The sequence below is a fragment of the Roseomonas sp. WA12 genome (assembly GCF_054165765.1).
Genome location: NZ_CM135108.1, coordinates 2541466 through 2566852, shown reverse-complemented (window position 1 = coordinate 2566852; position 25387 = coordinate 2541466). Strand labels below are relative to the sequence as shown.

Genomic DNA, 25387 nt, shown 5'->3' with positions numbered 1-25387 from the left:
TGACGGCACAACCCTCCCCGGGAGGGCGGTGCCAGGGAAGCGGAGCGGATGAGCCTCGACCTTGCCCTGTCGATTGCGCGAAGCGGGCTGTCGCATGTCAACCGCCAGCTCGCGCAATCGGCCTCCAACATCGCCAATGCGGCAACGCCGGGATACACGCGCAAGGAGGTGCAGGGCTCCTCCTCGATCGCCGGCTCGCTCGCCTCAGGCGTGCGAACCGAGGAGGCGACGCGCGCGGTCGACACGGCGCTCACCAACCAGCTGAACGCCGCCCGTGCCGCCACCGCAGCGGCAACCGCCCGCGCTCACGTCCTGGAGGGAGTGGAGGTGGCGCATGGCTCAACGGGGGAATCGATCGGCGATCTGACATCGGCGCTGGGGGACGCCTTCGTCGCGCTGCGCGGCGACCCCTCGGATACCCTTGTTCAAAGCCGGGTCACGACCGCGGCCCAGGGACTGACCGAGCGCTACCACGTCGTCTCGGCCGCAATCCTGGATGCCCGACAGGGCGCGCAGGACAACATGGTGCAGGAGGTGGAGAGGCTGAACGGCGCGCTCCGCCAGGTCTCGCAACTCACCGAGAAGATCCTGCCGCTCCGGGCCCAGGGCATCAGCACGGCGGAGCTGGAGGACAAGCGCGATCTCGCCATCGCCTCGATCTCCTCGATCATGCAGGTCCGCTCGGTGGAGCAGGAGAATGGCGGTGTCCTGCTGATCACCTCCGGCGGTCTCAACCTTCCTCTCTATGCGGATAAAGGCCCATTCTCAATCCAGCCGATGACGGTTGGCGCGCAGTCCTTCCACGGCTCCGGCGGCACGCTGCCCGGCGTGATGCTGGGCGGCACGGATGTGACCAACCGGCTGGGCGAGGGTACCCTGGCGGCCCATGCTGCGCTGCGCGATGAGGAGCTGCCGCTGGCGCAGGCGGAGCTGGACATCTCGGCCGCCAGCCTGACCGCCCGCTTCGACGCCCAGGGCCTTCGACTGTTCACCGGCGACGCCGGCTCGGTGCCTGACCCCGCGGCAGCCTATTCGAGCGGTGGATGGATCGGCTTCGCCGGCGCGGTCCGGGTGAATACGGCCGTCCTCTCCGACCCCGCCGTTGCGCGGAACGGCACGCATACCGTCGTGGGCAGCATGACAGGGGCGACGGCCTTTACCCCGAACAGCCCCACCGGACCCGCGGATTTCACCACGCTGATCGATCGCGTGCTGAATCGCTCCTTCGGGACCGAGGTCTCGGCCGGCAATCCGCATCCGCCCTTCGCCACCACCGGTCTCGGGCCGAACGGGACGCTGCAATCCTCGCTACGCTCGGCGCGCAGCATCGACGACTACGCCACCCAGCTCGTTGCCACTCAATCCGCCGCCCGCGCCATGGCGGAGGAGGGTGGCAGGGCGTCGGGCGACCTCCTCGCCTCGCTCGAGAGCCGGTTCTCGGAGCGTGCGGGCGTGGACATAGATAAGGAGTTGTCCGCGATGGTGACGCTGCAGACGGCCTATGCGGCCAATGCCCGCCTCGTCTCGGTGGTGCAGGGCATGTACGACACCCTCTTCCAGGCGGTGCGCTGATGGCCATCGCAGGTATCGGGTCGGGCTCGCTCGCCCGGCTGGTCGGGCAATCCTCCCAGCTCAAGTCGCAGATCGAGACCCTTTCCGCGCAGGTGGCAAGCGGACGACGCGGCACCTATTACGGCGAGATCGCGCCGGACGCGCGGCGTGCCATCAGCCTGCGCACCGAGATCGCGCGCCGGGACTCCCATGTTACCTCGATCGACCGTGCCCTCGGCACGACGGGCGCGGCGCAGGAGGCGCTGCAGCGCTTGTCCGACATCGCGCGGCAGTTCATGACGGATGCGGGCAAGGTCAACAACTCGGACAATGTGCGGATGAGCGCGCTCGCCAGCAGTGCGCGGCAGGCGGTGGAGGAAGTAGCAGGTCTGCTGAACGAGCGGCATGCGGGCGCCTATCTCTTCGGCGGCGCCGATTCGGCGAACCCGCCCGTGCCCGACCCGGCCGGGATCATGGGCACGCAGATGGCGACCGACATCGCGACCGCTGTCGGCACGCTGGCACCGGGAAACAGCGGGGCGGTGCTGGCCGCGACCCTCGCGGCCGCCAAGAATGTGACGCCCGGCCAGACCCCATTCTCCGCTTACGCGCTCGATCCAACTCGGGGCCTGAACGAGCCGCGTCGGACGGTGCTGACCGGCGACGGGCAGGAGGTGGAGACGGGTCTCTTCGCCAGCCGCAACGCCGCGGTCGGTACCGCGGGCAGCGAGACCGAGAGCTGGTCGCGCGACTTGTTGCGCGGGTTAATGACCCTCGCCAGCCTGACGCCCGGGCAGACTGCGGCGGGGGCGGATTTCAACGCGGTGGTGCAGAGCGCAACGGCGAGCCTGAAATCAGCGATGGGCGGCCTGGGCGAGGAGGCGGGCGCGCTGGGCCTTGCGGAGGCGCAGCTGGAATCGGCACGGGACCGGCACACGAATCTGAACACCACACTCGGCTCGCAACTCGCCGACGTGGAGGAGGTGGATTTGGCCACCACACTGACCGCGCTGCAGGACACGCAGACCCGTCTTCAGGCATCCTGGCAGGCGCTCTCGATGCTCTCCGGCCTGTCGCTCACGGACTTCTTGCGCTGAACCCGGCGTTCAGCCGCCATTAACCCAGCCGCAGGCAAGATGGGGACATACCGCAAAAGGCGGAACGCAACGGGTGGTGGCCAGTCCTCGGCCTCCATCGGATATGAAAGGGGCAAGATATGGCCCTGAACTCCGTCAACACGAACATGGGCGCCGCCGTCGCCCTGCAGTCGCTCAACCGCACGAACGACGCGCTGACTGCCACGCAGAAGCGCATCTCCACGGGCTACCGCGTGGCGGACGCCAAGGATGACGGTGCGGCCTTCGCCGTCGCCCAGGCGGTTCGTTCGGACATTGCCGGCCTGACCTCCGCCAACGAGCAGATCGGTGGCGTCAAGGGCGTGCTGGACACGACGCTCTCGGGCCTCACCAAGGTCTCCGAGACGATGAGCGAGATCAAGGGCGTATTGGTGAAGCTCGCCGACGGCACGCTGTCCGACTCGCAGCGCACCCAGTACCAGGCGCAGTACAGCTCACTGCAGACGCAGGTGGAGAACTACATCTCCGACGCGACCTATAACGGCCGCACCCTGCTGAGCACGTCGACGGGCGCGGGCGGCGGCAATATCGCCACGGTCCGCAACGAGTCCGGCACCACCTACACCCTTGCGGCGGTGGATGGTGCGTCCCTGACCGTGGCCGATGCCCCGACCGATGCCGCCTCGGCAGCCTCGGCCCTGGCGTCGACCGGCGACTTCACCTCGAAGATGGCGACGATCAACACCGCGCTGAACACCTTCGGCAGCAACAACAAGTACCTGGAAGGGCAGGTCTCCTACAACAAGGAGAAGATGGACTCCCTGGAGACCGGCCTAGGTGCGCTGGTCGACGCGGACCTGGCCAAGGAGAGTGCGAAACTCCAGGCGTTGCAGATCAAGCAGCAGCTGGGCACGCAGTCCCTCGGCATTGCCAATCAGGCGCCGCAGAGCCTGCTCAGCCTCTTCCGCTGAATGGCGTGGCGCCGCGAAGGACCCGCGGCGCCACGTCCCTTTCCCTCTCATCGCGCCGGGCGGCGAGATGCCCCCGGCTGCGGTGTGCCGCCCGCACAAGGCACAGGGCGCGCGCCGCAAGCCACGAAGGAACGCGAATACCGTGTCCACGCTGGTTCTCGAACTTCGCCAGGGCGACCTCATGGTCGTGAATGGCGCGCCCATCCGGTTCCGAAATCGCACCCGGATCGAGCTGACCGCCAAGGCCCGCTTCCTATTCGGCAAGCAGATCCTTCCTCCCGAGGCAGCCGATACGCCCGCGAGGCGCATCTATTTCGCTCTCCAGACGGCCTATATCGGCAACGAGGACGAGCGCGAGCGCGGGCTCGAAGCCGCGCGCGAGCTCATCGCCGAGTTCCAGGCGGCAACCACCTCCAACCTCGCTTCGGCGATGCTCGAGCGGGCGCTGTCGGCGGCCGAGGAGGACGACTGCTACACCGCGCTGAAACTCGCGCGCCGCGTGATGCGGCACGAGGAGGCGGTGCTCGGCATCGCGCCGCCCCCCAACACCCGTCCCGTGCCGGAGGAGGTGCCCGCATGATGCTGCATGCCAACCCTGCAAACGCCTATCGCGCAACCAACGCCGCCCTGCCCATTCGCATGCAGGAGGCGGATGTGTTTCGTCGCGTCACTGGCGGCCTGCGCGCCGTACAGGCTCTGAACGGCGGCAAGGGCGCCGAAGCCGGGCTTCGCGCGATCCGTGCGTTGGCCGACAACCGCCGGCTCTGGCTTGCCGTGGAGGGCGTTCTGCTGGACCCTACCAACGCGCTTCCGCCGCCTCTCCGCGCTTCCATCATCTCCGTCGGTCGGACGGTGCTGCGGGAGATGGACCGGGACGAACCCGATATCGGCTTCCTCATCGAAGTGAACGAGAACGTGGCGGCCGGCCTGGCGATGACAGGCTGAGATGTCCGGCTCGCTCGCCCTCTCGATCCTTGGCGGCGGCATCGGCGGTGCCGGCGCGGCTGATGGGGCCGCGGCGCTGATGGCGTTTCGCCGCGCCTCCGCCAAGGGCGCCGAGGATAAAGGCGTCGCGCAGCTCTCCAAGGATGCGTCGGTGAAGCAGGCCCTCAGCCGCTTTACCGAAGGCATATCGCGCGCCAAGACGGTGGAGGCGGCGCTGCGCGATCCGCGCGTCACCGCCGTGCTCATGCCGGCGCTCGGCCTGCCGGACGGGGTGGACGTACCCGGCATGGCCGTGCGCGCGCTCATGTCGGACACGACGGATTCCAAATCCGTCGCCTCCAGGCTCGCGGCCACCGATGGTCGGTGGAAGAACGCCGCCGCCACACTCAACCTTGCCAAACGCGGGCTAGAAGGGCTGCGCGACCCGGCCGTGCAGAAGCGGCTCACCGAGGGTTACACCTCCTATCAGTGGCGCATTTCCCGGGACAGCGAGGCGAGCGGCATTTCGGACGCGCTTTATTTCGAGCAGCGTATGGCGACGGGGAAGGCGCTCACACCCTATGAGGTACTCGGAGATGCCGTGCTGCGGCGCGTGGTGACCGGCGCGCTCGGCCTGCCTCAGACCATCGCCATTCAGGAGGTGGAGACACAGGCCCGCGCCATCACCTCACGCGTAGACCTGTCGAAGCTGACCGATGCGCGGCAGGCAACCAAGTTCGCCGAGCGCTACGTCATGTCCGCGGCTGGAACGGGCGGCGGCTCCGCAACCTCCAGCCTTCTCGGCCTGTTCGCCTGACGTCTCAGGTCGCGCGCCAGCCGAGGCGCCGTTCCAGCCAGCTGCGATAAGCGAGTGTGGCGTCGGGCGGTGGCGCCAGCAGGGCGTAGGCCGTGGCCGCGGGAGCGCCGATCAGCGCCAGCCCCTCGGATGGCTGAGCCCGCTCCTCCTCCTGCCAGCGGATCGCGGCGCGGCGCCAGGCTGCCACCGTATCCGCCGGGGTGAGAGGTGGCATCACGAGCGCGGCCCGCATCTGCATTCCGGCCGCCGCGGCGATCACGCCGCGCGCTGCGGCCGAGGCCGGGAGAGGCGGGATCTCCCCGCTCTCCGTCTCGCCGGGCAGAGCGATATGGTTCCAGGGCACGGCGCCCAGCGCGGCGGCGCGCGCGACCGGATCCGGCCCAGTCACGATCAGCGCATCTGCCTCGCCAGCGGCGAAGGCGGCTTCGGGCTGGCCGGCAACGGCGCGTGCCGGCAGGCCGAGCAGGTCCAGCGCAGCGAGGGCAGCCGCCTCGGGCGCGTCGGGGGAGGGGATGGCGACCCGAAGTGGCGCTGCGTTGCGCGGCGGGACCGGCCCGCGCCCGGCCAGAACAGCGCCATGCCAGGTGACGAGCAACGGAAGCCATGTCGCGGGCTCGAAGCGGGCGCGGGTAGCGCCGGTCAGGCGCGCGTGGCAGGTCCAGCCGGGCAGGACAAGGAAGCGCGGACCGTCGGCGCCGTCGAGGGTGGCGAAGCGGTTGGCCGCGGTCACCCCATCCGGCCCGCCGACAAAGTTGAGGCGCAGGGCACCTTGCCGGTGCAGGCCGCGGGCCAGAGCCCCCGCGGCGCGGGCGGCCCAACGGGCGCAGCCGCCATCCTCGGGGCCGGGTACGAGGACAGTCCCGCCATCGGCCTGGGCTCGCGCGGCTCGCGGCTTGAGCAGTGCGGGCGCGGTCAGCGACAGCAATGCCAGCCCCGCGCCGCGTCGCCCCAGGGCGGCGGCTTGGTCCGGGCATGGCGGCAGGGCAGGGGTCATGATGGCGGAGGCTGGCCGGCCGCTGGGGCGGGAATGTGGCAATCCCGCGCCCCCTCAGTCGTCATAGGCAATCAGAGACTCGAAGCGCGTGTCGCCCAGCCGGGAGCGGCCGTTCAGGAAGGTCAACTCGATCAGGGCGGCGGCGGCGGGCACCTCGGCCCCGGCCTGGCGCAGCAGGGCGATGCAGGCGGCCAGCGTCCCTCCGGTGGCGAGCAGGTCGTCCAGGATCACGACTCGGTCGCCGGGGCGCACGGCATCGGCCTGCATCTCGATCCGGTCCGTGCCGTATTCCAGCGCGTAGTTCAGCCCGATGATGGCGCCAGGCAGCTTGCCGCGCTTGCGCAGCATCACGAAGCCAAGACCGAGCTCGAGGGCCAGGGGCGCCGCGACGAGGAAGCCGCGGCTCTCGATGCCGGCCAGGATGGTCGGGCGGTGCGGCCGGACGATCTCGGCGAGGCGGCGCATCGCCTCCTTCCAGGCCGGGCCGTGCCGCAGCAGGGTGGAGATGTCGTAGAAGAGGATGCCGGGCTTCGGGAAATCCGGAATGCCGCGGATGTGCTCCTTGAGGTCGAGGGCGGGGCCGGAGACGTCGGCGGGGCTGTCGTTCATCGCGGGGCTCCGTCTGGGCTCGGATAAGGGCTCAGGAATCGTGGGCGCTTCCATAGGACGGGGCGGGGCCGCCGGGCAAACCGGGGCCGCGGCAGGGAAGGGGGCTTGCGCGCGGCGGGGAATCCGGCAACAGCCCGCGCATGTCGCGCGTCCCTTTGGCCGTCATCGCCGGAATCCTGGGCTTCCTGCTCTATATCGGGGCGGCGGTGGCTTTGGCCGATGTCGTGCCATGGCACTGGGCCGCGCAGCTTCTTTACTTCACCGTGGCCGGCGTGGCCTGGGTCTGGCCGGCGAGCCGGCTGATGTACTGGGCGGCGCGGAAATAGGCGCACGCCGCCCGGGTTTTCAGCGCAGGATCAGAAGGTGCGGCTGAGATAGACCATGGCGCGGGCCTCGCAGATCTTCTGGCCGGCGAAGCACTCACGGCGGTTCAGGTCGGTGTCGAAGTAGCCGGCGGTCAGCACGAAGTCCGAGAACTTGTAGGACAGCGTCACGTTCCAGTTGGCGAAGTCGGGCGAGCCCCAGCGCGGGTTGTTCTGGATCCACTGGTAGCCGAGGCGGCCGGCGAGGGTGAAGTCATAGGGCAGGGTGAACTCCACGCCGCCTTCGATATAGAGGCCGGTGCCCGACTCAAGCTGGTAGTTGGGCGAGTAGTTGAAGGCCGCAAGCAGCTTCGCCGGGCCGGCCTGATAGGAGGCCTTCGCCGCCAGCTCGAAGTACTGCAGGTCGTAGAGACCCGAGCCCGGCGCGTTGTCGTAGCCCGGATAGGTGTAGGCGATCCCGCCCAGGTCGAGGCTGACGTCACCGATCGAGAAGCGATAGCCGGCGATCGCATCGACTTCCTGGCGCGCATTGGTGCCCAGGAAGGATACGTTCGAGATGAAGGCGCCGACATACACGCCGCTGGTGTGCTGGATGTCGATCGTGCCCTGCGCGGCCGGCCGGTTCTGCGTCTGGCTCACGCCGCGGAACAGGTAGTCCGAGCTGATGGTCGGCGTGACGCCGATGGTCAGGCCGGCGCTCTCCAGCTCAAAAGCGCCGGCGGTGCCGGCCGCGAGCGAGAGGCCGAGCGTGAATGCGGTGGCGGTGACCAGGTTGGTCTTCATAGGTTCATCCCCCTCACGCGACGGGCGTGGTGCCGCGGCGTATTGCGAGGGGCGTGCCAACGGATATGTGAGATGCCGTAAAAACGCCCGGAGGCAGCAGGGCTGTTGCCATTACGCCACGATCGCGTGAAGTCAGCGGGCAGGGCAGAAAAGAGAAGCCCCGCACGGCAAGGCCATGCGGGGCTTCTGAACGCCGTCTTGGTCGGAGCGAGAGGATTCGAACCTCCGGCCCCTGCGTCCCGAACACAGTGCTCTACCAGGCTGAGCTACGCTCCGTCAGACAACGTCCGGGCGGCGGCGTATAGCGCCGGGGCGGCAGCGCGGCAAGGGCACCCTGCGCGAGATGTGGGGGCACACGGTCGAGCCCTGCGAATCCAAGATGCGAAACCTTTGCCTGCATCGTTAGTCTGGCTGGCACGACAACCCAGGAAGGCCCGAATGCATCGCTCCCCCCTCATCGTCGCTGCCGTCGCGGCGTTGCTCTCGGCCGGTGCCGCTCTGGCCCAGCCCGACCCGGTTTCCACCCGCAAGGAGGGACTGCGGCGGATGCAAACCAACCTGGAGGCAATCGGGGCCGTGGCGAAGGCGGGCGGTGACACGCGGGATGCCGCGCCGCGCGCGGACGAGATGGTGGCCTTCTTCCAGACCCTGCCCACGCTCTTCCCGCCGGGCTCGGACGGCAACGGCTCCCGCGCGCTTCCGACCGTTTGGTCGGACCGGGCGGGCTTCGAGCGCGCCTCGGCCAATGCGGTATCGGCCGCCCAGGCGCTGCGCGCGGCGGCCGGGACCGGGGATGCCGCCGCCACCACCGCGTCCGTCCAGGCTATGGGCGCGGCCTGCGGCGCCTGCCACCGGAATTTCCGCGGCCGCTGACGCCGGGCGAGGCGGCCGTCAGCCCTGCCGGGCGATGGCCGCCACCACACCCGCTGCGACGGCTAGCAGAAGCAGCGCAAGCCAGGGGCTCCCCAGCCGCGGCGCCCGCGCCGCCAAGGCCGCGGGCAGGCGCTTGAAGCCCGTGACCATCGGCCGCACCAGGTCCTGCCGCTTCAGCGCCGCATAGGCGAGTACGGCCAGGAGGTGCAGCCCGACCGCGACCAGGATCAGGTCGAAGGTGAGGATATGCGTGCTGCGGGCCGCATCCGCAACATCCGGCGGCACGGCGCGCGCCAGCGGGCCGCGGGTGAGGATGCCGTCATCGGTGAACAGGCCGGATCCCGCCTGGGCCAGCAGCAGGGCGAGCAGTGCCAGCACCATCCAGCCGCCGGCCGCGTTGTGGCCCATCTCCGTGTCCGGCTCCCGCCGGTGCAAATGGCGAAGATGCCGCAGACCCTCGAGCGGCGAGCGGAGGAAGCGCGAGAAGCGGGCTGTGTCCGAGCCGACGATCCCCCAGCCTAGGCGGAACAGCAGCAACGCAAGGATAATCTCGCCGGAGAGCATGTGCAGCTCCATCCGACCGGTCTCGGCGCTCCACCAGGACAAGCCGAGCAGGGCCACCAGCCCCCAATGGACCAGCCGGATCCAGCCGTCCCACACCTTGACCCGGGCGAGGGACGCCTGATCCTGCTCCGAAGCCGGCATGCTCATCCTTTCTCTCCTTCTGGTCCGCCCTGAGCGCAGGATAGGGAGCTTGGGCCCGGGGCGCCCAGGGTGGCTGTGCCGATCGGACGGAATCGCATCGATCGGCCAATGCGCGCCCTTGTGATCAGCCGCGGTGCCGCCGTAGTTACGTGATCATGACAGACGCATCGCGGCTGCGAGTCGTCGGCGGCGTGGCGATGATGGCCGGCGTCGTGGCGCTCGCGGCATTCCTCGGCAATCGGGAATGGGTGGCAACGCCCGTGGTCGCCCCCGTGCCGCCGCATGCCGCAAGCGTGCCCCGCGGCGTGGATGGCTCGGTGGACCGCCCTGCGGCGCAGTCGCCCGACCGTATCGTGGCCCGGCCGGATCAGTCATCCGGCATCTCTGCCCAGCCTGATACCAGGCCGGCCCGTACCTCCCCGGCGGTCCGACCGGAACTTCCGCGCTTTGACGTGGTGCGGATGGGCGCGCGAGGAATGGTGGTGGTCGCCGGCCGCGCCGCGCCGGGCGCCGAGGTCGTGCTCGTCGAGGGCGGGCGGGAGATCGGGCGCGCCCGCGCCGATTCCCGCGGTGAGTGGGTGATCCTGCCGTCCGATCCGATGGGTGCCGGCGCGCGGGAGCTCTCCCTCCGCGCCCGCCTGCCGGGGGGCGACGAGATGGCTGGGCCGGATACGGTGCTGGTCGTTGGCCCTGCACCGGCCGAGCCGCAGGTCGCGGAGGCGCCGGCGCGTGAGGCGTCGCGCCGCGAGGCCTCGGCCGCGGTCACGGCACGTGAGACCGCGCCGGCCCTTGCCGATGCCGCAGTACGGGCTGCCGGGCCGCGCACCGAGGGCCCCGTTGAGGCCGGAAGCAGCATGACGGGACGCCAGCCGGCCGGGACCCAGCGCGCCGGCGGCCGCACGGCCGAAGCGCCTGTCTCCGACGCCAGCGCCATCGAGACTTCGGGCAGCGAGGCCAAGGCCGATGAAACCCGCGTGTCCGACAGCGGCGCGGCCGAGGCGGCACGGCCGGAGCAGTCCCTTGTCCTACTGCTGCCGCCCACCTCCGCCGCGGCGCCGCGCACCCTGTCCGCTCCGCCGTCCACGGCGCCTGCCCGGCTCGGGCTCGACCTGGTGGATTACGACGACAGCAACACGATGCGCTTCGCCGGGACCGCCCCGCCCGGCGCGCAGCTCCGCATCTATTCAGACGACCGCCATCTGGGAGACACCCAGGCCGACGCCGCCGGCCGCTGGTCGCTCACTCCGGCTGAGGCGCCGCCGGTAGGCCGGCATATGCTACGGGTGGACCAGCTTGGCAGCGCCTCGGGTGCCGCGCCCTCGGTCACGGGCCGCGTGGAGGTGGCCTTCCAGCGCGAATCCCTGCCCCCCGGAGCGATCCGGGACGGTCAGGTGGTCGTTCAGCCCGGTAACAACCTGTGGCGCATCGCGCGGGACGCCTATGGCCGCGGCATTCGCTACACCGTGATCTATCGCGCCAATCAGGCGCAGATCCGGAACCCCTCCCGGATCTATCCCGGGCAGGTTTTCGCGGTTCCCGAGGTTCGCTGAAGATTCACACAGGGTTGTCCAGGGGGCCTGGAGCAACCATAACCGGGCCTCCCATTCTTTCTGGATTGCCATGTCCCTCGCGCACAGCCTGCGCCTCGTCATCGCGCCCCCGCATCCGGCGGGACGTCCCTTCCTGATCGGCGGCCTCGTGGTCGCCGTGGTGGGCGGCCTGGCCTTTGGCAGCTGGGTGTTCTGGATCGGCGTCGCCTTCACCGCCTTCTGCCTCTACTTCTTCCGCGACCCCGAGCGCTACACGCCGGCCAAGCCCGGCCTGTTCATCGCACCGGCTGACGGGCACATCACCTCGGTCGAGTCCGCCGTTCCGCCGGCGGAGCTGGGGCTGGGCGACACGCCGCGCTGGCGGGTGGCGATCTTCCTCTCGGTGATGGATGTGCATGTGAACCGCATCCCGATCGACGGGACGGTGACGCGCATCGCCTATCGCCACGGCGCCTTCGTCAACGCCGCGCTGGATAAGGCGAGCGAGGACAACGAGCGCAACGCCCTGGCCATCAAGCTGGAGGACGGGCGCGAGATCGCGGTGGTGCAGATCGCGGGCCTCATCGCCCGCCGCATTCTCTGCCATGTGCGGGAAGGCCAGCGCGTGCGCGCCGGCGAGCGCTTCGGCATCATCCGCTTCGGCAGCCGCACGGACCTGTACCTGCCGGAGGGCGTGCGCCCGATCGTGCAGACCGGCCAGACCATGATCGGCGGCGAGACGGTGATCGCGGATCTGTCCCATCCGCACGCCAGCCAGCCCGCCGGAGCCTGAGGCCGATCATGGGACAGGCGCCCCGCCGCTTCCGCCTTACCCCGCGCAAGCCCGGGCCGCGGGCGCGGCTGGGCGGCCTGTCCTTCAACCGGCTGCTGCCGAACATCCTGACCATGATCGGCCTCTGCGCCGGCATGACGGCGATCCGCTTCGCCATGGATGACCGCTGGGAACAGGCGGTGACGCTGATCGTTGTTGCCACCTTCATCGACGGGCTGGATGGGCGGCTGGCGCGGCTGCTTCAGGCCACCTCCCGCTTTGGGGCGGAGTTCGACAGTCTGTCGGACTTCCTCTGCTTCGGCGTGGCGCCGGCCTTCATCCTGTATCTCTGGACGCTGCACGACGCGCGCGGCTTCGGCTTCATTCCCTGCCTGCTCTTCGCCGCCTGCATGGCGCTGCGTCTGGCGCGCTTCAACGCTGCCATTGATGCCCCGGTGGCGCCGGAGGACGTGCCCCGCCCGGCCGGCTTCTTCACCGGCGTGCCCGCGCCCGCAGGAGCCGGTCTGGCGCTATTTCCGATCTTTGCGACGCTCACCTTCCAGGGTTGGGGGTTCGATCGGTTGGCCCTCGCCTTCCGCCATCCCATTGTGTCGGCGGTTCTCTTGGTCGCCATCGCGGCGCTGCTGGTCAGCACCCTGCCGACCTGGTCCTTCAAGAAGGTGAAGATCCCCCGTCAGGTTGTGCTGCCGCTGATGCTCGGGGCCGCGGCCTATGCGGCACTGCTGGTCGCGGAACCCTGGGCCGCGCTGGCGGCTGCGGGCCTCCTCTATGCCGGGATGATCCCCTTCTCCCTCCGCTCCTACCGGCAGAAGGTCGAGGCGGCGCGGCAGGCCGCAGCGCTGGAAGCCGCCACGACCTGAAGCGGGAAGGCGCCCGGTACGGCGCCTGCCCATTTCGGCTCTCAGGCGGTCCGGATATCCGCCAGGAAGCGGCCGACGCGGCTGTTGAGGACCTCGGCCTGGCGGGAAAGCTCGCCTGACGACACCCGAAGCTGCTCGGCCGCCATCCCCGTCTTCTCGGCCCCCTCCGTCACCCCTGCGGTATGCCGGGAAACGTCCTGCGTGCCGGACGCCGCCTCGGCCACCGCCCGCCCGATCTCGCGCGTGGCCGCCGTCTGTTCCTCGGCGGCCGCCGCGACCTGCGTGGTGATCCCGCTCAGCTCCTCGATGGTGCGGACGATGTCACCGATCGCCGAGACGGCCTGACCGGTCGCGGACTGGATGGCTGTGATCTGGCTGCCGATCTCTTCCGTTGCCCTGGCAGTCTAGGCAGCCAGCGTCTTCACTTCGCTTGCCACCACGGCAAAGCCCCGGCCCGCCTCGCCGGCCCGGGCCGCTTCGATGGTGGCGTTGAGCGCCAGCAGGTTGGTCTGCCCGGCGATGTCGCTGATCAGGCGCACCACGTCGCCGATCCGGGCCGCTCCTTCCGCCAGGCTGTGCACTGCGCCATCGGTCGCGCGAGCGTCTGCCGCTGCGCGCTTGGCGACCGCCGCGCCGTTCGACACCTGGCGCGAGACCTCGGCGATGGAAGCGGCCAGCTCCTCGGCCGAGGCCGCGACGGTTTGCACATTGGCGCTGGCCTGCTCGGAAGCGGCGGCGACAGAGGTGGCTCGCGAGACCCCATCCTGCGCCGTGTCGGCCATCTCGCCGGCCGTCGCGTCCAGCCTCGTCGAGGCAGCGGCGACGCCCCGCAGCACCTCCGACGCCTCCGCCTCGAAGCCCTTCACCAGCCCATCCACCCGCGCCGCGCGCTCGGCCTTGGCCGCGTCCTCCGCCGCCTTGGACGCGGTCAGCGCATCCGCCTCGCGCAGGCCATCCCGGCAGGTGCCGACCGCGCGCGCCATCTCGCCGATCTCATCCGTGCGGGAGGCATCCGGCAACGCGAAGCCGTAATCGCGGCGAGCAAGGCGCAGCATCGAGGTGGAAAGGGTGCTTATGCCCCCGCCCACATTCCGTGCGAGCCAGAGGACGCTGGCGATGGAGAGGAGGGCCGCGAGAGCCAACGCCGCGCCCATGGTCCAGAGGGCGTTGTGGAAGGTCGCGGTGGCCCGCTCGCCGGCCTGCGCTCCGCCGGTGCTGTTGATGCTGGTCAGTGCATCCAGGCTGTCGAGCATGGCGCGGAAGCGGCGGACGGACTCGCCGTTGAAGCCCGACAGCGCCGCCGGATCGCCGCCCGCCCGGGCGACCAGCGCGTCGAGATGCTCGCTGTAGGTTCGATACAAGCCCTGGAAGTGCTCGAAGGTCGCCCGCTCCTCGGTGGAGGAGATCAGGCGTTCATAGGCCTTCGCATTTGCCTCGATGGCCGAGCCCATTTGCCGGAGATCCGCCGCAGCAGCCTCGTGCTCCGCCGGGTTCACCGTGGCGATCACCCGCGCGGCGCGGGTGCGCGCGCGGCTGATCGCGATCTTCAGGTCGCTGAGGGCGGTGACCGAGGGCATCCAGTTGTCCCGCAGATCGCTGGCGGCACCGTAGATGCCGCGCATCTGCAGGACGGAAGCGCCAGTGAGGGCAATGAACAGCAGGAACATGAGGCCGAAGCCGGCCAGCAGCTTTCCCCGGATGGAGAGGGCAGGAAGGGACATGGGAGGGCAACCTTCGAAATTGAGGCCGCCATTCTCCCGATCACAAATTAAGGAACTGCTGCCCCTCCGGAATGATGCCGGTCAGCCCCGTTGCCGTTCCACCAGGATGCCCTGCGCCTTGAGTGCCGCGATCTCCTCGGCCGAGTAGCCGGCCCCGGACAGCACCTCGTCCCCGTGCTCGTTGAACCGCGGCGGGGCCGTGCGCGCGCCGCCGGGGGTGCGGGAGAGCTTGATGGGGGTGTTCAGCGCGCGGAACTCGCCGATCTCGGCCACCATGTTGCGCGTTTCCGTGTGGGGCGCGGCCATGGCCTCGTCCACATAGAGCACGGGGCCGGCGGGAAGGCCGGCCTTCAGCATGCGGTCGCACAGGGCATGGCCGTCCTCGGTGAGGAGCCGGGCCTCGAGGATGGTGTTCAGATCGCCGCGGTTCACCACGCGGTCGCCATTGGTGGCGAAGCGAGGGTCGTCCACCAGCGAATCCAGGCCGAGGAAGGCGCAGAACTTGCGCCAGGCGGGCTCGTTCCCGCAGGCCACGAAGATCTCGCAGGTGGCGGTGCGGAACTTCGAGTAGGGGCTGATATTCGGGTGCGGGTTGCCGGTCGCGGCCGGGCGCTTGCCGTTCAGGAAGTGGTTCGCAGCCTGCGGGTGCAGCAGCGCCATGCCGCAGTCATGCAGCGTCATGTCGACATACTGGCCCTGGCCGGAGCGCTCGCGCTCCTGCAACGCCATCAGGATGGCGATGGTAGAATACAGGCCGGTGGCAAGGTCCACGACGGGCGTGCCCATGCGCAGCGGGCCGCTGCCGGGCTCGCCGTTGATGGACATGAGGCCGACCATGGCCTGCACGATGGCGTCGTAGCCCGGAAGACCGCCGAGCGGCCCCGTGGCGCCGAAGCCGGACACACGGCAATGCACTAGCCGCGGGAAGCGCTGGAAGAGGGTGTCGTAGCCGATGCCCCATTTCTCCATGCTGCCGGGTTTGTAGTTTTCCACCAGCACGTCGGCGCCATCGAGCAGGCGCAACAGCACCTCGCGGCCCTCGGGCTTGGAGAGGTCAAGCGCGATGCTACGCTTGTTGCGGTTTACGCCGAGGAAGTAGCTGGCCGTGCCGTCCAGGAAGGGCGGGCCCCAGGCGCGAACCTCGTCACCCTGGGGCGGCTCGATCTTGATCACATCCGCCCCGTGGTCCGAGAGGATCATGGTGCAGTAGGGGCCGCCGAGGACGCGGGTAAGGTCGATGACCCGGATGCCCGAAAGGGCGCCGGCGCTGACGGCGCCCGGGGCGGGGCTGGCCCCGGCCTGAGGGGCAGGGGGCGGCGCATCGGTCATCGGGTGTTCCTCCATGCCGCCGTTCTGCCCCTGCCGCGCCTCGGGCTCAAGGTCGGTCACGCCCGTTGCAGGGGTGGGAGGGGCGCTGCAGGATGGGGTCGCGATGGATCCCAAGCCCCTGAGGACCTCCCATGCGTTCTGGTTGAGCAGCATGGCTGGAGCCTATGCCGGGATCACCGTGCAAAGCCTGTTCAAGATGGGCGGTGTGCCCTTCGCCGAGTTGTGGATCATCCCGGCCCTCATCCTGGGCTATGGGACGCTCTCGATCCCCTTCGTCGCGCTCGGCCTCCTCGTCTTCGGCCTGCCCCTGACGCCGCTGCTGCGCCGGTACGCCGATCGGTGGTGGGTGGGCGTCCTCGCCCTGCTCTGGGGGGCGCTGGCGGGGCGGATCGTGTTCTACGCCATCGATCACGGGCTCTTTTCCGGACACTACCGGCTTGGCAGCCTCCGGGTCTTCGACATGGGCATCATCTACGGTGTGCCTACCGCGCTGGCTTGGTGGCTCCTCCAGTGCAGGCGTCTCCTGCGCTCGGCGTGACACGGCCGCGATGCTGCGGCCGTGTCATCGGCCATCCCGATCAGGATGCGAGGTCGCGCATCACCTTGATGAGGTCGGATTTGCCCTCGAACCCGATGCCTGGAAGGTCGGGCATGGTGATGTGCCCATCCTCCACCCGCACCCCGTCGGGGAAACCGCCATAGGGCTGGAAGAGGTCCGGATAGCTCTCATTCCCACCCAGGCCGAGGCCGGCAGCGATATTCAGTGACATCTGGTGGCCGCCATGCGGGATGCATCGGCTGGGCGACCAGCCCGCGGTCTTCAGCACCTCCAGCGTGCGCTGGTACTCGCAGAGGCCGTAGGAGAGGGCGCAGTCGAACTGCAGCCAGTCGCGGTCCGGCCGCATGCCGCCGTAGCGGATGAGGTTGCGGGCATCCTGGTGAGAGAAGAGGTTCTCTCCGGTGGCCATCGGGCCCGGGTAGAACTCGGCGAGCTGGGCCTGGAGGTTGTAGTCTAGCGGATCGCCGGCCTCCTCGTACCAGAACAGCGGGTAGTCGCGGAGCATCTTGGCGTAGGCGATGGCGTCCTCGAGGCCCAGGCGACCATTCGCATCGACCGCGAGCCGGGCCTTGCCGTCCAGCTCCTTCAACACGCCCTCGATGCGCGGGCGGTCCTCGGCGATGCCGTTGCCGATTTTCATCTTCACGACGGAGTAGCCGCGGTCGAGATAGGACCGCATCTCGGCGCGCAGCTGCTCGATGCCCTTGCCGGGGTAGTAGTAGCCGCCCGCGGCATAGACGAAGACGCGCGGATTCGCCTCCAGCCCGTGGCGCTCGGCCAGCAGCCGGAAGAGCGGCTTGCCCGCGATCTTCGCCACCGCATCCCACACCGCCATGTCGATGGTGCCGACAGCGACCGAGCGCTCGCCATGGCCGCCGGGCTTCTCGTTCCTCATCAGCGTGGCCCAGATCCGGTCGGGATCCAGATTGTCGCCCGCGTCGTTCAGCAGGCTCTCCGGCGCGGCATCCAGCAGGCGGGGGACGAAGCGCTCGCGGATCAGCCCGCCCTGGCCGTAGCGGCCGTTCGAGTTGAAGCCGTAGCCGACCACAGGCCGTCCGTCGCGGATCACGTCGGTGACGACGGCGACGAGGGACAGGGTCATCTTGCTGAAGTCGATATAGGCATTGGCGATGGAGGAGGCGATCGGCGCCGTCACCTCCCTGATGTCCACGATCCGCATGGTGTTTCCTCTCTGGCGTGCGGACCATCGCCCGGACGCGCCGGCAGGGCCAATGCCGATCCGGCCTCGCGTGATAAGGGATCGGCATGACGCTGGATCTGACGCAGATCGAGGATTTCCAGGCGCTGGTCGAAACGGGCAACTTCTCCCGCGCGGCCGCGCTGCGCCACGTCACCCAGCCGGCTTTCAGCCGCCGCATCCGTGCGCTGGAGGATTGGGCAGGCACGCCGCTCTTCGACCGGGAGGCGCATCCCATCGTCCTGACTCCGGCGGGCGAGGCGCTGCGTCCGTTGCTCACGGAAGCGCTGCGCTGTCTGGCGGAGGGGCGGGACGCGGCACGCGCGGCAGCCGGGCGCACGCGCGCCGCGCTGCGCTTCGCGGCCACCCATATTCTGTCCTTCACCTTCTTCCCGGCCTGGCTGCGTAACCTGGAGAGCGAGGGGCCGCCCGGCACAGTCGCCCTGGTGTCCGACAGCCTGCAGGCCTGCGAGGGGCTGATGCTGAACGGGCAGGCGCAGTTCCTGCTCTGCCACCACCACGATGCCGCCCCCTCGCGCCTGGACCCCTCGCGCTTCCTGTCCCATCGCGTCGGGGCGGATCGCCTCGTGCCGGTGGCTGCGCCCGACGGCGTGTCACTCGGAGAGGATGGGCGCGCGCTGCCGTTCCTGGCCTACAACCCGGAATCGGGTCTCTGCCGCATCCTGGCGGCAGCCTTGCCCGAGGCACTCGCGGCACGGCTGGACACGGTGTTCACCGCCCACCATGCTGCGACGCTGCGGACCATGGCGCGCACCGGCCGGGGCCTGGCCTGGTTGCCGGAGAGTCTGGTGGCCGATGACCTTGCCGAAGGCTCCCTCCGCCGTGCGGGGCCGGAGGAACTGGAAGTGGCGCTCGACATCCGCCTGATCCGGCCGCTGGTCCTGGGCCAGGCCGCGTCGGCCTTCTGGGCGCGTGCGACAAAGCCGGCGGTGCCGTCCTCGTAATGACTGCCGCCCTGGCATAGCCGTTGCTACCGTCGCCGGCTCCGGGCGCCGGCGCTTCCGCCCGCCGAGAGACTGCCGAAGGAACCGCTCATGCGACGCCGCTCCCTCCTCGCCATGCCCGCCCTTCTCTCCGCTCCCGCGCTGGCGCAGGACTGGCGCCCTGCCGCTCCCGTCCGCTTCGTCATTCCCTTCCCGCCGGGTTCCAGCATCGACCTCGTTGGCCGGATGGTGGCGGAGGGGGCGCAGCTCGGGCAGAACGTGGTGGTGGAGAACCGGCCCGGGGCCGGTACGCTGGTGGCCGTGCAGGCCGTGAAGGTGATGCCGCCGGACGGGCAGGCGGTGGTGATGGTGGCCAACAGCTTCACGGTGAACCCCACCCTGCACAAGCCGAAGCCTTACGACCCACTGGCCGATTTTACGCCGCTCGCGCTGCTGGTGGAGATGCCGCATGTGATGGTCTGCCATCCCGGCGTGGCCGCCAACTTCGCGGAGTTCGTCGCCAAGGCGCGGCAGCCCGGGACGGGACTTTCCTTCGGCAGCAACGGCCAGGGCACCAGCCAGCATATAGGCATGGAGCACCTGAAGCTGATGGCGGGGCTGAACGCCCAGCACATTCCCTATCGCGGCACACCGCAGATGATGACGGACCTGCTGACGGGCCGCATCGATTACACCTTCGCCAACCTGCCCGACGTTCTCTCGCCCATCCGCGAGCGCCAGGTCGTGCCGCTCGGCATCGTGGCGAAGGAGCGGCACCGGTTGTTACCAGACGTGCCGACCTTCATCGAGCTCGGCTATCCACAGGCGGTGTCGGATTCCTGGTACGGGGTGGTGATGCCCGCGGGCGCGCGGCCCGAAGTGGCGGCGGCGCTCGGCAAGGCCTGGCTCGATTCCCTTAACCGCCCCGCCACTCGCGCGCGGATGGAGGAGGTCGGGCTCGACATTCTGGCGGGCGGGCCCGACGCTCTCACCACGCGCATCCGGCGCGATACGGCGATCTATGCCGAGGTCGTGCGCGCGGCCAACCTCCAGCCAGGCTGAACCGCATGACCCCGCTCGAACACATCCAGCCCGCCGACCAGTTCAAGGTCGCCGCCCCGCTCTCGCCGGCGGTGAAATGCGGCAACCTGCTCTACATCTCCGGCATCCCCGCCTATGACGAGAACGGTAAGATCGCTGTCGGCGACTTTCCCGCGCAGATGACGCAGGTGATGAAGAGCATCACCGGCATCCTGAAGGAGGCCGGCGGCGACTGGAGCCGGGTGGTGAAGGTGAATGTACTGCTGACGCGGCGCGAGGATTTCGAGGAGATGAACCGCATCTACGCGGCGCATTTCCCGGACGGGAAGTATCCGGCGCGCACGACGGCGATCGTGTACTCGCTGCCGCGGGTGAACTTCCTGCTGGAGATCGAGTGCGTGGCGGTGCTTGGGTAGAAAAGGACGGGGGAGGTGAACTCCCCCAGGCCCCCTCCTTATTCTTCAGGTTGGTCGTCGCGCCGGTGTTGTTGGCACGCCGGCTTGGCTTACGCGGCGGCGGCGCGGCCCCACACGCGCGCGCAGAACTCGGGATAGGTCTCCACCATCTCGTCGCAGACCGGCCCGCGCAGCAGCACCAGCTCCTCCACAGTCGGATCAGGAGTGACTGGCACATTGTCCGGCGCATCGAACTCGAATCCGGTTTCCGCGCGGATGCTCTCTACGCTCTCACCGGGATGCACGCTCTCCAGCACGAAGCGCGCGCGCGGCGCGTCGAAGCGAAAGACGCAGCGTCCGGTGACAAGGGCCTGCGCGGTGCCGCGACGGAAGACCTCGGGCGGGGAAACGCCGGGAGCGGAGATGTGGTCCACGCGCGGGACCAGCACGCGCGGGGAGTGCTCCTCACGGAACAGGATAGTGCGGGGCGTCATGAAGTACATGAAGGCGCTGCCGAAGCTGCCGGGGAAGCGCACTCCGGCGCCGGGCCATTCGCCCGTGCCGATCAGGTTGATATTGGCCTGCCCGTCGATCTGCCCACCGCCGAGGAAGAAGAGGTCGATCCGCCCCTGGCCGGTCAGGTCGAACAACTCGCGCGAGCCCTCGGTGAAGGGGTTCCCCGATCGCTTGTGCAGCAGGGAGAGCCGCACGGGATGGCCGGCCTTCGCCACCAGCCAGCAGGCGGCTGCAGGGATGGGGGAGGCGGCGCCGACGGCGATGTGGCGCGCGGGCGGCGCGGCGGGATCGCGGATGAGGCGGGCCAGCGCCGCGGCCAGGCGCTCCTCGGGCTGAACATCTCTCATTCGGCGGCCACCTGCGCGGCGCGGCCGAAGACATGCTCCTCCGCCCAGGCGCGGAAGCCCTCCTCGGTTCGGGCGGCGCGGGCATAGGTGGCGACATAGGCAGCATCGACACCGTACTCGTCGAGCAGCGCGACGGGATGCGCGCCGCGCTCCGCGACCGCGAAGGCCTCGACATAGGTGGCGGAAATGGTGCCGGGGGCGAGGCGCTCATCCTCCAGCAGGTTGCCGGGCACCACGCGCTCGACCGTCACCAGCAGCTTGCGCGAGGCATGGGCGAGGGTGGCGCATTCGCGGCGCCGGCCGACCCAGACATTGCCTTCCGCATCGGCCATCACGGTGTGGACCGCGGCCACATCCGGGTGCAGCGCGGGCAGGATCAGGATGGGATCGGTGCGGTCGGAGAGGGGGTTCTGCACCACGCGCCAGTCCGGGCGATGCGCCAGGATGTCGCTGCCGATCACGCCGCGCAGCGGCATGAAGGGCACGCCTTTCTCCGCGGCCTGCAGCATGGTGTGGATGGCCGGGCAGGTAGCATCGCGCACCTTGATGGTGCCGGCACGTACAGCTGCGGAGAAGCGGGGCGCGAAGCCGGCCTCACCGAGGGAGACGGCGCTGGTCTCCACCTCGGCCACGCAGCCCGCGCCGATCAGCAGGTCCGTCGCGAAGCCCGAGACGGGCACGCCGAGCAGCCGCAGCCCCTTCGCCCCCCGCCGGATCAGCGCCTTGGCCAGCGCGACCGAAGGAAGGGAATTGTCGGGTGGCAGGGCCAGCAGCGCACCATCCGGCACGCTGGCGGCCAAGGCCTCCAGGCTCACTTGGGTCATGGTGTTTCCTCCAAGGTCAGGCTAGCTCCGGGCGCAGCGCGGTTCCAGGGCTGGGGGCTCTCAGGTGGTGAAGGAAGGGCTGGTGCTGCGGGACTGGCAGGAAGCTGACCGTGCCGCTTTCGCCGCACTGAACGGGGATCCAGTGGTGATGCGGCATTTCCCGGCGCCTCTCTCCCGCGCCGACGCCGACGCCTTCCTGGATCGGATCCGCGCGTACCGCGAGATGCGTGGCTTCGGCATCCGCGCGGTAGAGGTGGACGGCGCGCTGGCAGGTATGTGCGGCCTGGCACAGGTGACATTCGAGGCGGATTTCACGCCAGCGGTCGAGATCGCCTGGCGGTTCCTGCCGGCCTATCACGGCCGCGGACTGGCGACGGCGGCGGCGCGGCTCTGCCTTGCGCAGGGCTTCGGTGATTTGGGGCTGGAGCGCATCGTCGCTTTCACCAGCCCGGAGAACGAGCGGTCCTGGCGCTTGATGGAGCGGCTCGCCATGCGAAGGGCCGGGTTCTTCGGTCATCCACGCCTGACGCCGGAGCATCGGCTGCACCGACATGTTCTCTATCTGCTGGACCGTGCGGATTGGGAACGCACTGCTTAAGGCACCGCCACACACGGCAAGGGGAGGGTACAGGCGCTCAGTCGAAAGGGCTGGCATCCAGCGCGGCGAGAACGGCCCAGGCATTCGCCGCCAGATGGCCCCGCGCCGGATAAAGGAAATCCGCCATCCCTGGTCGCAGGCCGGTACCCAGGCCGGTGGTCAGCCAAGGAATGCTGGAGGCCGCGATCCAACCGTCGGGGCGGCGGTGCCGGGCGAGGGTGGCTCCGAAACGCGCGGCCAATGCATTCCGTCCCAGGCGGCGCAGCAGCAGCGTGGCCTGGGCTGTGCCCTCCAGCCAGATGCCGTCGCGGTCGTCGTTGAAGTCCAGCCCGTCCATTTCGTCCGCGGGAGCGCCGGCGGGCAGGCCGTGGCGGGCGAGCACCCAATCCAGCGCTGGCCCGTATTCGGCACGGGGCCAGGCGAGAGCGGGCCACAGATTCGCATCCAGCGCGCTACCGCCGTTCACCGCGCCCTCGGGCGTCAGTCCCATGGCGAAGCGGCGCTCGGGTGCCAGCCACATCGACCGCACGAAGCCCGCCGCATGGGCGGCCGCATCCGCTCGCCCGAGGCGTGCAAAGGCGATGGCGAGGTCCAGGTTCTGCTCGGTACTTACCCAGGGCAGGGCGTCCGGCGCCGGCTCATGGCCGATGGTGCCGCCGCGGAAGCCGGCCGGGGCGCGCAGGGTTGCCAGCCATTCCGCCGCATGGTCCGCGGCGCGCCGGAATGGCGGCTCACCCAGGGCGGTCCAGAGCAGCACTGCGAAGGCCGCAGGCCCGGCGGCGCTGCCGGCCTGGTAGCCATCCTCCATCCAGCGTCCGCGCGCGGCATCCCACCAGCCCGGCGGGCGGGCGCTGCGCGGGGCTTCGGGAAAGACGCGGCCGGCAGGGTAGGCATTCCGCAGGCGGCCATCCTGCCAATGGCGATCCTGCTCCTGCGCCAGGCGCAGCGCCTCGGCGATGCGGGCTGCCAGAGCGCGTTCCCCGGCGGCCAGCAGGGCCAGGCCAGCCAGGGCGTTGTCGTAGGTAAAGGCCACTTCGGCATGGATGCGGTCGAAATCCTCGCGTTCCCCGGTGGTGAAGGACTTCAGCAGCGCGGGGCCGTCCACCGCGGCAGTTGCGGCGCGGATCGGCGCCAGCGCATCGCTGGCGAGGGCCGGAAAGCCCTGGAACGCGCCCCGAAACACGCCCTGGGCCGATGCCGGCCGGGCGAGGAGAAGCGGCGCGGCCAAGGCGGCGCGGCGGGGCAGGGCAGGGGAACCGGGGCTTGCGGGCGCGCTCATGCCACCCATTCTGGGGGCAGGCCGCCCCGGGCGCATCCTGGCCGCCGGCAAATCTGCCTCCCTATGAAAACCGGGCGATCGGCGCGATACCGGGTGCTACCCCGCAGGAGTGATCTCGCCCGATGGAGCCGAGCCGCCAGGAGTTCCGCGATGCGATGGCCCGCCTCGGCGCGGCCGTGACCATCGTCACCACCGATGGCCCGGCCGGGCGCGTGGGCATCACTGCCAGTGCCGTGTGTAGTGTCACCGACACGCCGCCCACGCTTCTCGTCTGCATGAACCGCACGAGCAGCCTCAACCCCGTGGTGCAGGCGAACCGCGTGCTCTGCGTCAATGTGCTGCCGGGTGATGCGCAGGACCTCGCCAGCCTTTTCGCCGGCCTTACCGGGGCGGACCAGATGGTGCGCTTCAACGAGGGAAGTTGGACCACGCTCGCCACGGGCGCGCCCGTGCTGGAGCAGGCAGTGGCGGCGCTGGACTGCGTGGTGGAAGAGGTGGTGGAGAAGGGCACGCACAGCGTGGTTTTCGCCCGCGTCCAGGCCATCCGCCTCGGGACTGAACGGCCCGCGCTGATCTGGTTTTCGCGCAACTACCATCCGGTCGGGATGCCCGGATAAGGAAACGGCGCGCGGCTGGATGCCGCGCGCCGTCCAGTTCTGCAGGAGAGGCCCACCGGGCCCCTCCCATACGGTCTCAGACGGCGCTGCGGCGCGCGTTCAGATGGACCAGGTCCCGCGTGCCGGTGCGCGCGCCGATGATGGCGGCGAGGGCCCCGAGGACGAGGGCGGCGAACACCCAGAAGGCAGCGATGGAGGCCGCCTTGGCCGCGGCATCGGCTGCCTCGCGCGCACGGCGCTCGGCCTCCTCCGCCACGCGGCGGGCATCGGCCTCATAGGCCTGCACGCGCGCGCCGGCTTCCTGCTCGGTGATGCCGGCCTCGGCTGCTACCAGGCGGTTCAGGCGCGTGCGGTCGTCGCCCGAAAGGTCGCCGTTCGCGGCGCGCTTGGCCACCAGCGAGCCGATCTCGGCGCTGCGCTGCTCGGTCGTCATCCGCGCGGGGTCGGAGGGGCCGGACAGGGCGATGCGGGCACGATCGGCCAGCTCTTCCGGGTTCACCGACGGGGCAACGGCCTGGGCCGCGCCGCTGACTGCCTGGCCGGCACCCTGGGCGATGCCGCCGATGGCGCTGGACAGGGCGGTGGTCGCGGTGCTGGCGGCGCCGGAGGCAAGGCTGCCGAGCAGGACGGCGGAGACGAGATAGGCGGTGGCCCAGACCGCGCCACCATGCAGCGTGGCATCAGACGTGTCCGAGGTGCCGGAGAGGCGGGCGGCCGTGTAACCACCGATGGCGAGGCCGAGCAGGTTGGAGACCAGCAGCCAGATGCTGCCCGCGATGCCGAAGCTGCCGGCGGACGGGGTGTCGCGCCCCTGGGCGTCCACCATCGTCACCCCGATGGCGAAGCCGAGGACGTTGAGCGCGGTGCCGATCGCGATCGCGATGACAGCACCGGCGATGATGGCGCTCCAGGACATGCGATGGCGCAGCACCGGGGCTCCCTCGGGGGTGGCGAGAGAGGTGGTCTGGTTTTGTGATTGGGCGTAGCCGGACATGACCGTGCGTTCCTTGTTTCGGGCCTTCGTAGGCCCTGCCCGGGGAACGGAGGCATGCGCGGCAGGTTGCCGGAGCCGTGGCCAAGGGCCCTCAGCGTGGCGAAGAAGGCACGCCCCAGGTTAGCAGGCCAGTGCGCGCAGGGCTGGAAACGAAGAAGGCCCCGGCGGTTTCCCGCCAGGGCCTTCCCATCGCGTGGCCGGTTCGCGGCCCGCAATC

General features: G+C 69.9%; 30 protein-coding genes and 1 tRNA gene. 18 read left to right on the top strand and 13 right to left on the bottom strand.

All coding sequences use genetic code 11. The features are described from left to right. Positions 1–48: 48 nt before the first annotated feature. The 6 genes from ACVBD7_RS12310 (at position 49) to ACVBD7_RS12285 (ending at position 5339) form a co-directional block, all read left to right on the top strand. Entirely contained in the window at positions 49–1572 is a 1524-nt protein-coding gene (locus ACVBD7_RS12310) for a flagellar hook-associated protein FlgK (RefSeq protein ID WP_458093525.1), read from the top strand. Further along, positions 1572–2648 carry a flagellin gene (locus ACVBD7_RS12305; RefSeq protein ID WP_458093524.1) on the top strand — a complete coding sequence of 359 codons (1077 nt, stop codon included), beginning with the start codon at positions 1572–1574 and terminating at the stop codon, positions 2646–2648. Before ACVBD7_RS12310 ends, ACVBD7_RS12305 begins: the two co-directional genes overlap by 1 nt. A 119-nt stretch (positions 2649–2767) precedes the next feature. After that, positions 2768–3598, top strand: coding sequence for a flagellin (locus ACVBD7_RS12300; protein WP_458093523.1), 831 nt, complete (start codon positions 2768–2770; stop codon positions 3596–3598). 142 nt (positions 3599–3740) lie between these two features. Beyond that, positions 3741–4178 carry a flagellar biosynthesis repressor FlbT gene (locus tag ACVBD7_RS12295; protein ID WP_458093522.1) on the top strand — a complete coding sequence of 146 codons (438 nt, stop codon included), beginning with the start codon at positions 3741–3743 and terminating at the stop codon, positions 4176–4178. Further along, on the top strand, positions 4175–4543 hold the full coding sequence (locus ACVBD7_RS12290) for a flagellar biosynthesis regulator FlaF (protein WP_458093521.1): 369 nt from the start codon (positions 4175–4177) through the stop codon (positions 4541–4543). The genes ACVBD7_RS12295 and ACVBD7_RS12290 overlap by 4 nt, the downstream gene beginning before the upstream one ends. 1 nt (position 4544) lies before the next feature. Continuing rightward, entirely contained in the window at positions 4545–5339 is a 795-nt protein-coding gene (locus ACVBD7_RS12285; protein ID WP_458093520.1) for a DUF1217 domain-containing protein, read from the top strand. Between the two features lie 4 nt (positions 5340–5343). Here the strand turns inward: ACVBD7_RS12285 and ACVBD7_RS12280 are convergent, their stop codons facing one another. Together ACVBD7_RS12280 and ACVBD7_RS12275 are read right to left on the bottom strand one after the other, a co-directional pair. Beyond that, complete coding sequence (locus tag ACVBD7_RS12280) at positions 5344–6333, bottom strand: hypothetical protein (protein ID WP_458093519.1); 990 nt, start codon at positions 6331–6333, stop codon at positions 5344–5346. A 54-nt stretch (positions 6334–6387) separates the two neighbouring features. Beyond that, on the bottom strand, positions 6388–6942 hold the full coding sequence (locus ACVBD7_RS12275; RefSeq protein ID WP_458093518.1) for an adenine phosphoribosyltransferase: 555 nt from the start codon (positions 6940–6942) through the stop codon (positions 6388–6390). 140 nt (positions 6943–7082) lie between these two features. Between ACVBD7_RS12275 and ACVBD7_RS12270 the strand changes: the two genes are divergently transcribed. Next, positions 7083–7268 carry a DUF2842 domain-containing protein gene (locus tag ACVBD7_RS12270; RefSeq protein ID WP_458093517.1) on the top strand — a complete coding sequence of 62 codons (186 nt, stop codon included), beginning with the start codon at positions 7083–7085 and terminating at the stop codon, positions 7266–7268. Between the two features lie 30 nt (positions 7269–7298). On the opposite strand, the gene ACVBD7_RS12265 is transcribed toward ACVBD7_RS12270, so the two are convergent. Then, complete coding sequence (locus tag ACVBD7_RS12265) at positions 7299–8048, bottom strand: TorF family putative porin (protein WP_458093516.1); 750 nt, start codon at positions 8046–8048, stop codon at positions 7299–7301. A gap of 199 nt (positions 8049–8247) precedes the next feature. Continuing rightward, positions 8248–8324 (bottom strand) — tRNA-Pro (locus tag ACVBD7_RS12260). Positions 8325–8486: 162 nt separating this feature from the next. Between ACVBD7_RS12260 and ACVBD7_RS12255 the strand changes: the two genes are divergently transcribed. Next, entirely contained in the window at positions 8487–8921 is a 435-nt protein-coding gene (locus tag ACVBD7_RS12255) for a c-type cytochrome (RefSeq protein WP_458093515.1), read from the top strand. Positions 8922–8939: 18 nt separating this feature from the next. Here the strand turns inward: ACVBD7_RS12255 and ACVBD7_RS12250 are convergent, their stop codons facing one another. Then, positions 8940–9632 (bottom strand): cytochrome b/b6 domain-containing protein, encoded by a 693-nt coding sequence (locus tag ACVBD7_RS12250; protein ID WP_458093514.1) that lies wholly within the window; start codon positions 9630–9632, stop codon positions 8940–8942. 149 nt (positions 9633–9781) lie between these two features. Between ACVBD7_RS12250 and ACVBD7_RS12245 the strand changes: the two genes are divergently transcribed. The 3 genes from ACVBD7_RS12245 (at position 9782) to ACVBD7_RS12235 (ending at position 12808) form a co-directional block, all read left to right on the top strand. Continuing rightward, entirely contained in the window at positions 9782–11176 is a 1395-nt protein-coding gene (locus ACVBD7_RS12245) for a LysM peptidoglycan-binding domain-containing protein (protein WP_458093513.1), read from the top strand. A gap of 70 nt (positions 11177–11246) precedes the next feature. Further along, on the top strand, positions 11247–11948 hold the full coding sequence (locus ACVBD7_RS12240; RefSeq protein WP_458093512.1) for a phosphatidylserine decarboxylase: 702 nt from the start codon (positions 11247–11249) through the stop codon (positions 11946–11948). Between the two features lie 8 nt (positions 11949–11956). Then, the gene (locus ACVBD7_RS12235) at positions 11957–12808 is read left to right on the top strand and encodes a CDP-alcohol phosphatidyltransferase family protein (RefSeq protein ID WP_458093511.1); all 852 of its coding nucleotides are present in this window, start codon (positions 11957–11959) and stop codon (positions 12806–12808) included. A gap of 41 nt (positions 12809–12849) precedes the next feature. Here the strand turns inward: ACVBD7_RS12235 and ACVBD7_RS12230 are convergent, their stop codons facing one another. Continuing rightward, positions 12850–12981 (bottom strand): hypothetical protein, encoded by a 132-nt coding sequence (locus ACVBD7_RS12230; RefSeq protein WP_458093510.1) that lies wholly within the window; start codon positions 12979–12981, stop codon positions 12850–12852. 28 nt (positions 12982–13009) lie between these two features. On the opposite strand from ACVBD7_RS12230, the gene ACVBD7_RS12225 reads away from it, so the two are divergent. Continuing rightward, a complete protein-coding gene (locus ACVBD7_RS12225) occupies positions 13010–13153 on the top strand; it encodes a hypothetical protein (protein ID WP_458093509.1) in 144 nt (47 codons plus the stop codon). A 59-nt stretch (positions 13154–13212) separates the two neighbouring features. Here the strand turns inward: ACVBD7_RS12225 and ACVBD7_RS12220 are convergent, their stop codons facing one another. Together ACVBD7_RS12220 and ACVBD7_RS12215 are read right to left on the bottom strand one after the other, a co-directional pair. Further along, on the bottom strand, positions 13213–14529 hold the full coding sequence (locus tag ACVBD7_RS12220; RefSeq protein WP_458093508.1) for a methyl-accepting chemotaxis protein: 1317 nt from the start codon (positions 14527–14529) through the stop codon (positions 13213–13215). An 81-nt stretch (positions 14530–14610) separates the two neighbouring features. Then, positions 14611–15918, bottom strand: coding sequence for a CaiB/BaiF CoA transferase family protein (locus ACVBD7_RS12215; protein WP_458093507.1), 1308 nt, complete (start codon positions 15916–15918; stop codon positions 14611–14613). Positions 15919–15961: 43 nt separating this feature from the next. Between ACVBD7_RS12215 and ACVBD7_RS12210 the strand changes: the two genes are divergently transcribed. Continuing rightward, positions 15962–16396 carry a hypothetical protein gene (locus tag ACVBD7_RS12210; protein WP_458093506.1) on the top strand — a complete coding sequence of 145 codons (435 nt, stop codon included), beginning with the start codon at positions 15962–15964 and terminating at the stop codon, positions 16394–16396. 40 nt (positions 16397–16436) lie between these two features. Here ACVBD7_RS12210 and ACVBD7_RS12205 read toward each other — a convergent pair whose 3' ends face one another. Next, positions 16437–17597 (bottom strand): mandelate racemase/muconate lactonizing enzyme family protein, encoded by a 1161-nt coding sequence (locus ACVBD7_RS12205; protein WP_458093505.1) that lies wholly within the window; start codon positions 17595–17597, stop codon positions 16437–16439. 86 nt (positions 17598–17683) lie between these two features. Here ACVBD7_RS12205 and ACVBD7_RS12200 point away from each other — a divergent pair, with 86 nt between their 5' ends. The 3 genes from ACVBD7_RS12200 (at position 17684) to ACVBD7_RS12190 (ending at position 20016) form a co-directional block, all read left to right on the top strand. Further along, positions 17684–18580, top strand: coding sequence for a LysR family transcriptional regulator (locus ACVBD7_RS12200; protein ID WP_458093504.1), 897 nt, complete (start codon positions 17684–17686; stop codon positions 18578–18580). Between the two features lie 90 nt (positions 18581–18670). Beyond that, positions 18671–19621, top strand: a complete 951-nt coding sequence (locus tag ACVBD7_RS12195; RefSeq protein ID WP_458093503.1) for a Bug family tripartite tricarboxylate transporter substrate binding protein — start codon at positions 18671–18673, stop codon at positions 19619–19621. Positions 19622–19626: 5 nt separating this feature from the next. Next, positions 19627–20016 (top strand): RidA family protein, encoded by a 390-nt coding sequence (locus ACVBD7_RS12190; protein ID WP_458093502.1) that lies wholly within the window; start codon positions 19627–19629, stop codon positions 20014–20016. An 89-nt stretch (positions 20017–20105) separates the two neighbouring features. On the opposite strand, the gene ACVBD7_RS12185 is transcribed toward ACVBD7_RS12190, so the two are convergent. After that, positions 20106–20858, bottom strand: a complete 753-nt coding sequence (locus ACVBD7_RS12185) for a CoA-transferase (protein WP_458093501.1) — start codon at positions 20856–20858, stop codon at positions 20106–20108. After that, positions 20855–21682, bottom strand: coding sequence for a CoA transferase subunit A (locus ACVBD7_RS12180; protein WP_458093500.1), 828 nt, complete (start codon positions 21680–21682; stop codon positions 20855–20857). Before ACVBD7_RS12180 ends, ACVBD7_RS12185 begins: the two co-directional genes overlap by 4 nt. Positions 21683–21746: 64 nt before the next feature. Here ACVBD7_RS12180 and ACVBD7_RS12175 point away from each other — a divergent pair, with 64 nt between their 5' ends. Continuing rightward, positions 21747–22280 carry a GNAT family N-acetyltransferase gene (locus ACVBD7_RS12175; RefSeq protein ID WP_458093499.1) on the top strand — a complete coding sequence of 178 codons (534 nt, stop codon included), beginning with the start codon at positions 21747–21749 and terminating at the stop codon, positions 22278–22280. A gap of 37 nt (positions 22281–22317) precedes the next feature. Here ACVBD7_RS12175 and ACVBD7_RS12170 read toward each other — a convergent pair whose 3' ends face one another. Continuing rightward, positions 22318–23559: a hypothetical protein gene (locus ACVBD7_RS12170; protein ID WP_458093498.1), complete on the bottom strand. Its 1242-nt coding sequence runs from the start codon at positions 23557–23559 to the stop codon at positions 22318–22320. 122 nt (positions 23560–23681) lie between these two features. Between ACVBD7_RS12170 and ACVBD7_RS12165 the strand changes: the two genes are divergently transcribed. Then, on the top strand, positions 23682–24176 hold the full coding sequence (locus ACVBD7_RS12165) for a flavin reductase (protein ID WP_458093497.1): 495 nt from the start codon (positions 23682–23684) through the stop codon (positions 24174–24176). Between the two features lie 76 nt (positions 24177–24252). Here ACVBD7_RS12165 and ACVBD7_RS12160 read toward each other — a convergent pair whose 3' ends face one another. Next, on the bottom strand, positions 24253–25170 hold the full coding sequence (locus tag ACVBD7_RS12160) for a hypothetical protein (RefSeq protein WP_458093496.1): 918 nt from the start codon (positions 25168–25170) through the stop codon (positions 24253–24255). Between the last annotated feature and the right edge of the window lie 217 nt (positions 25171–25387).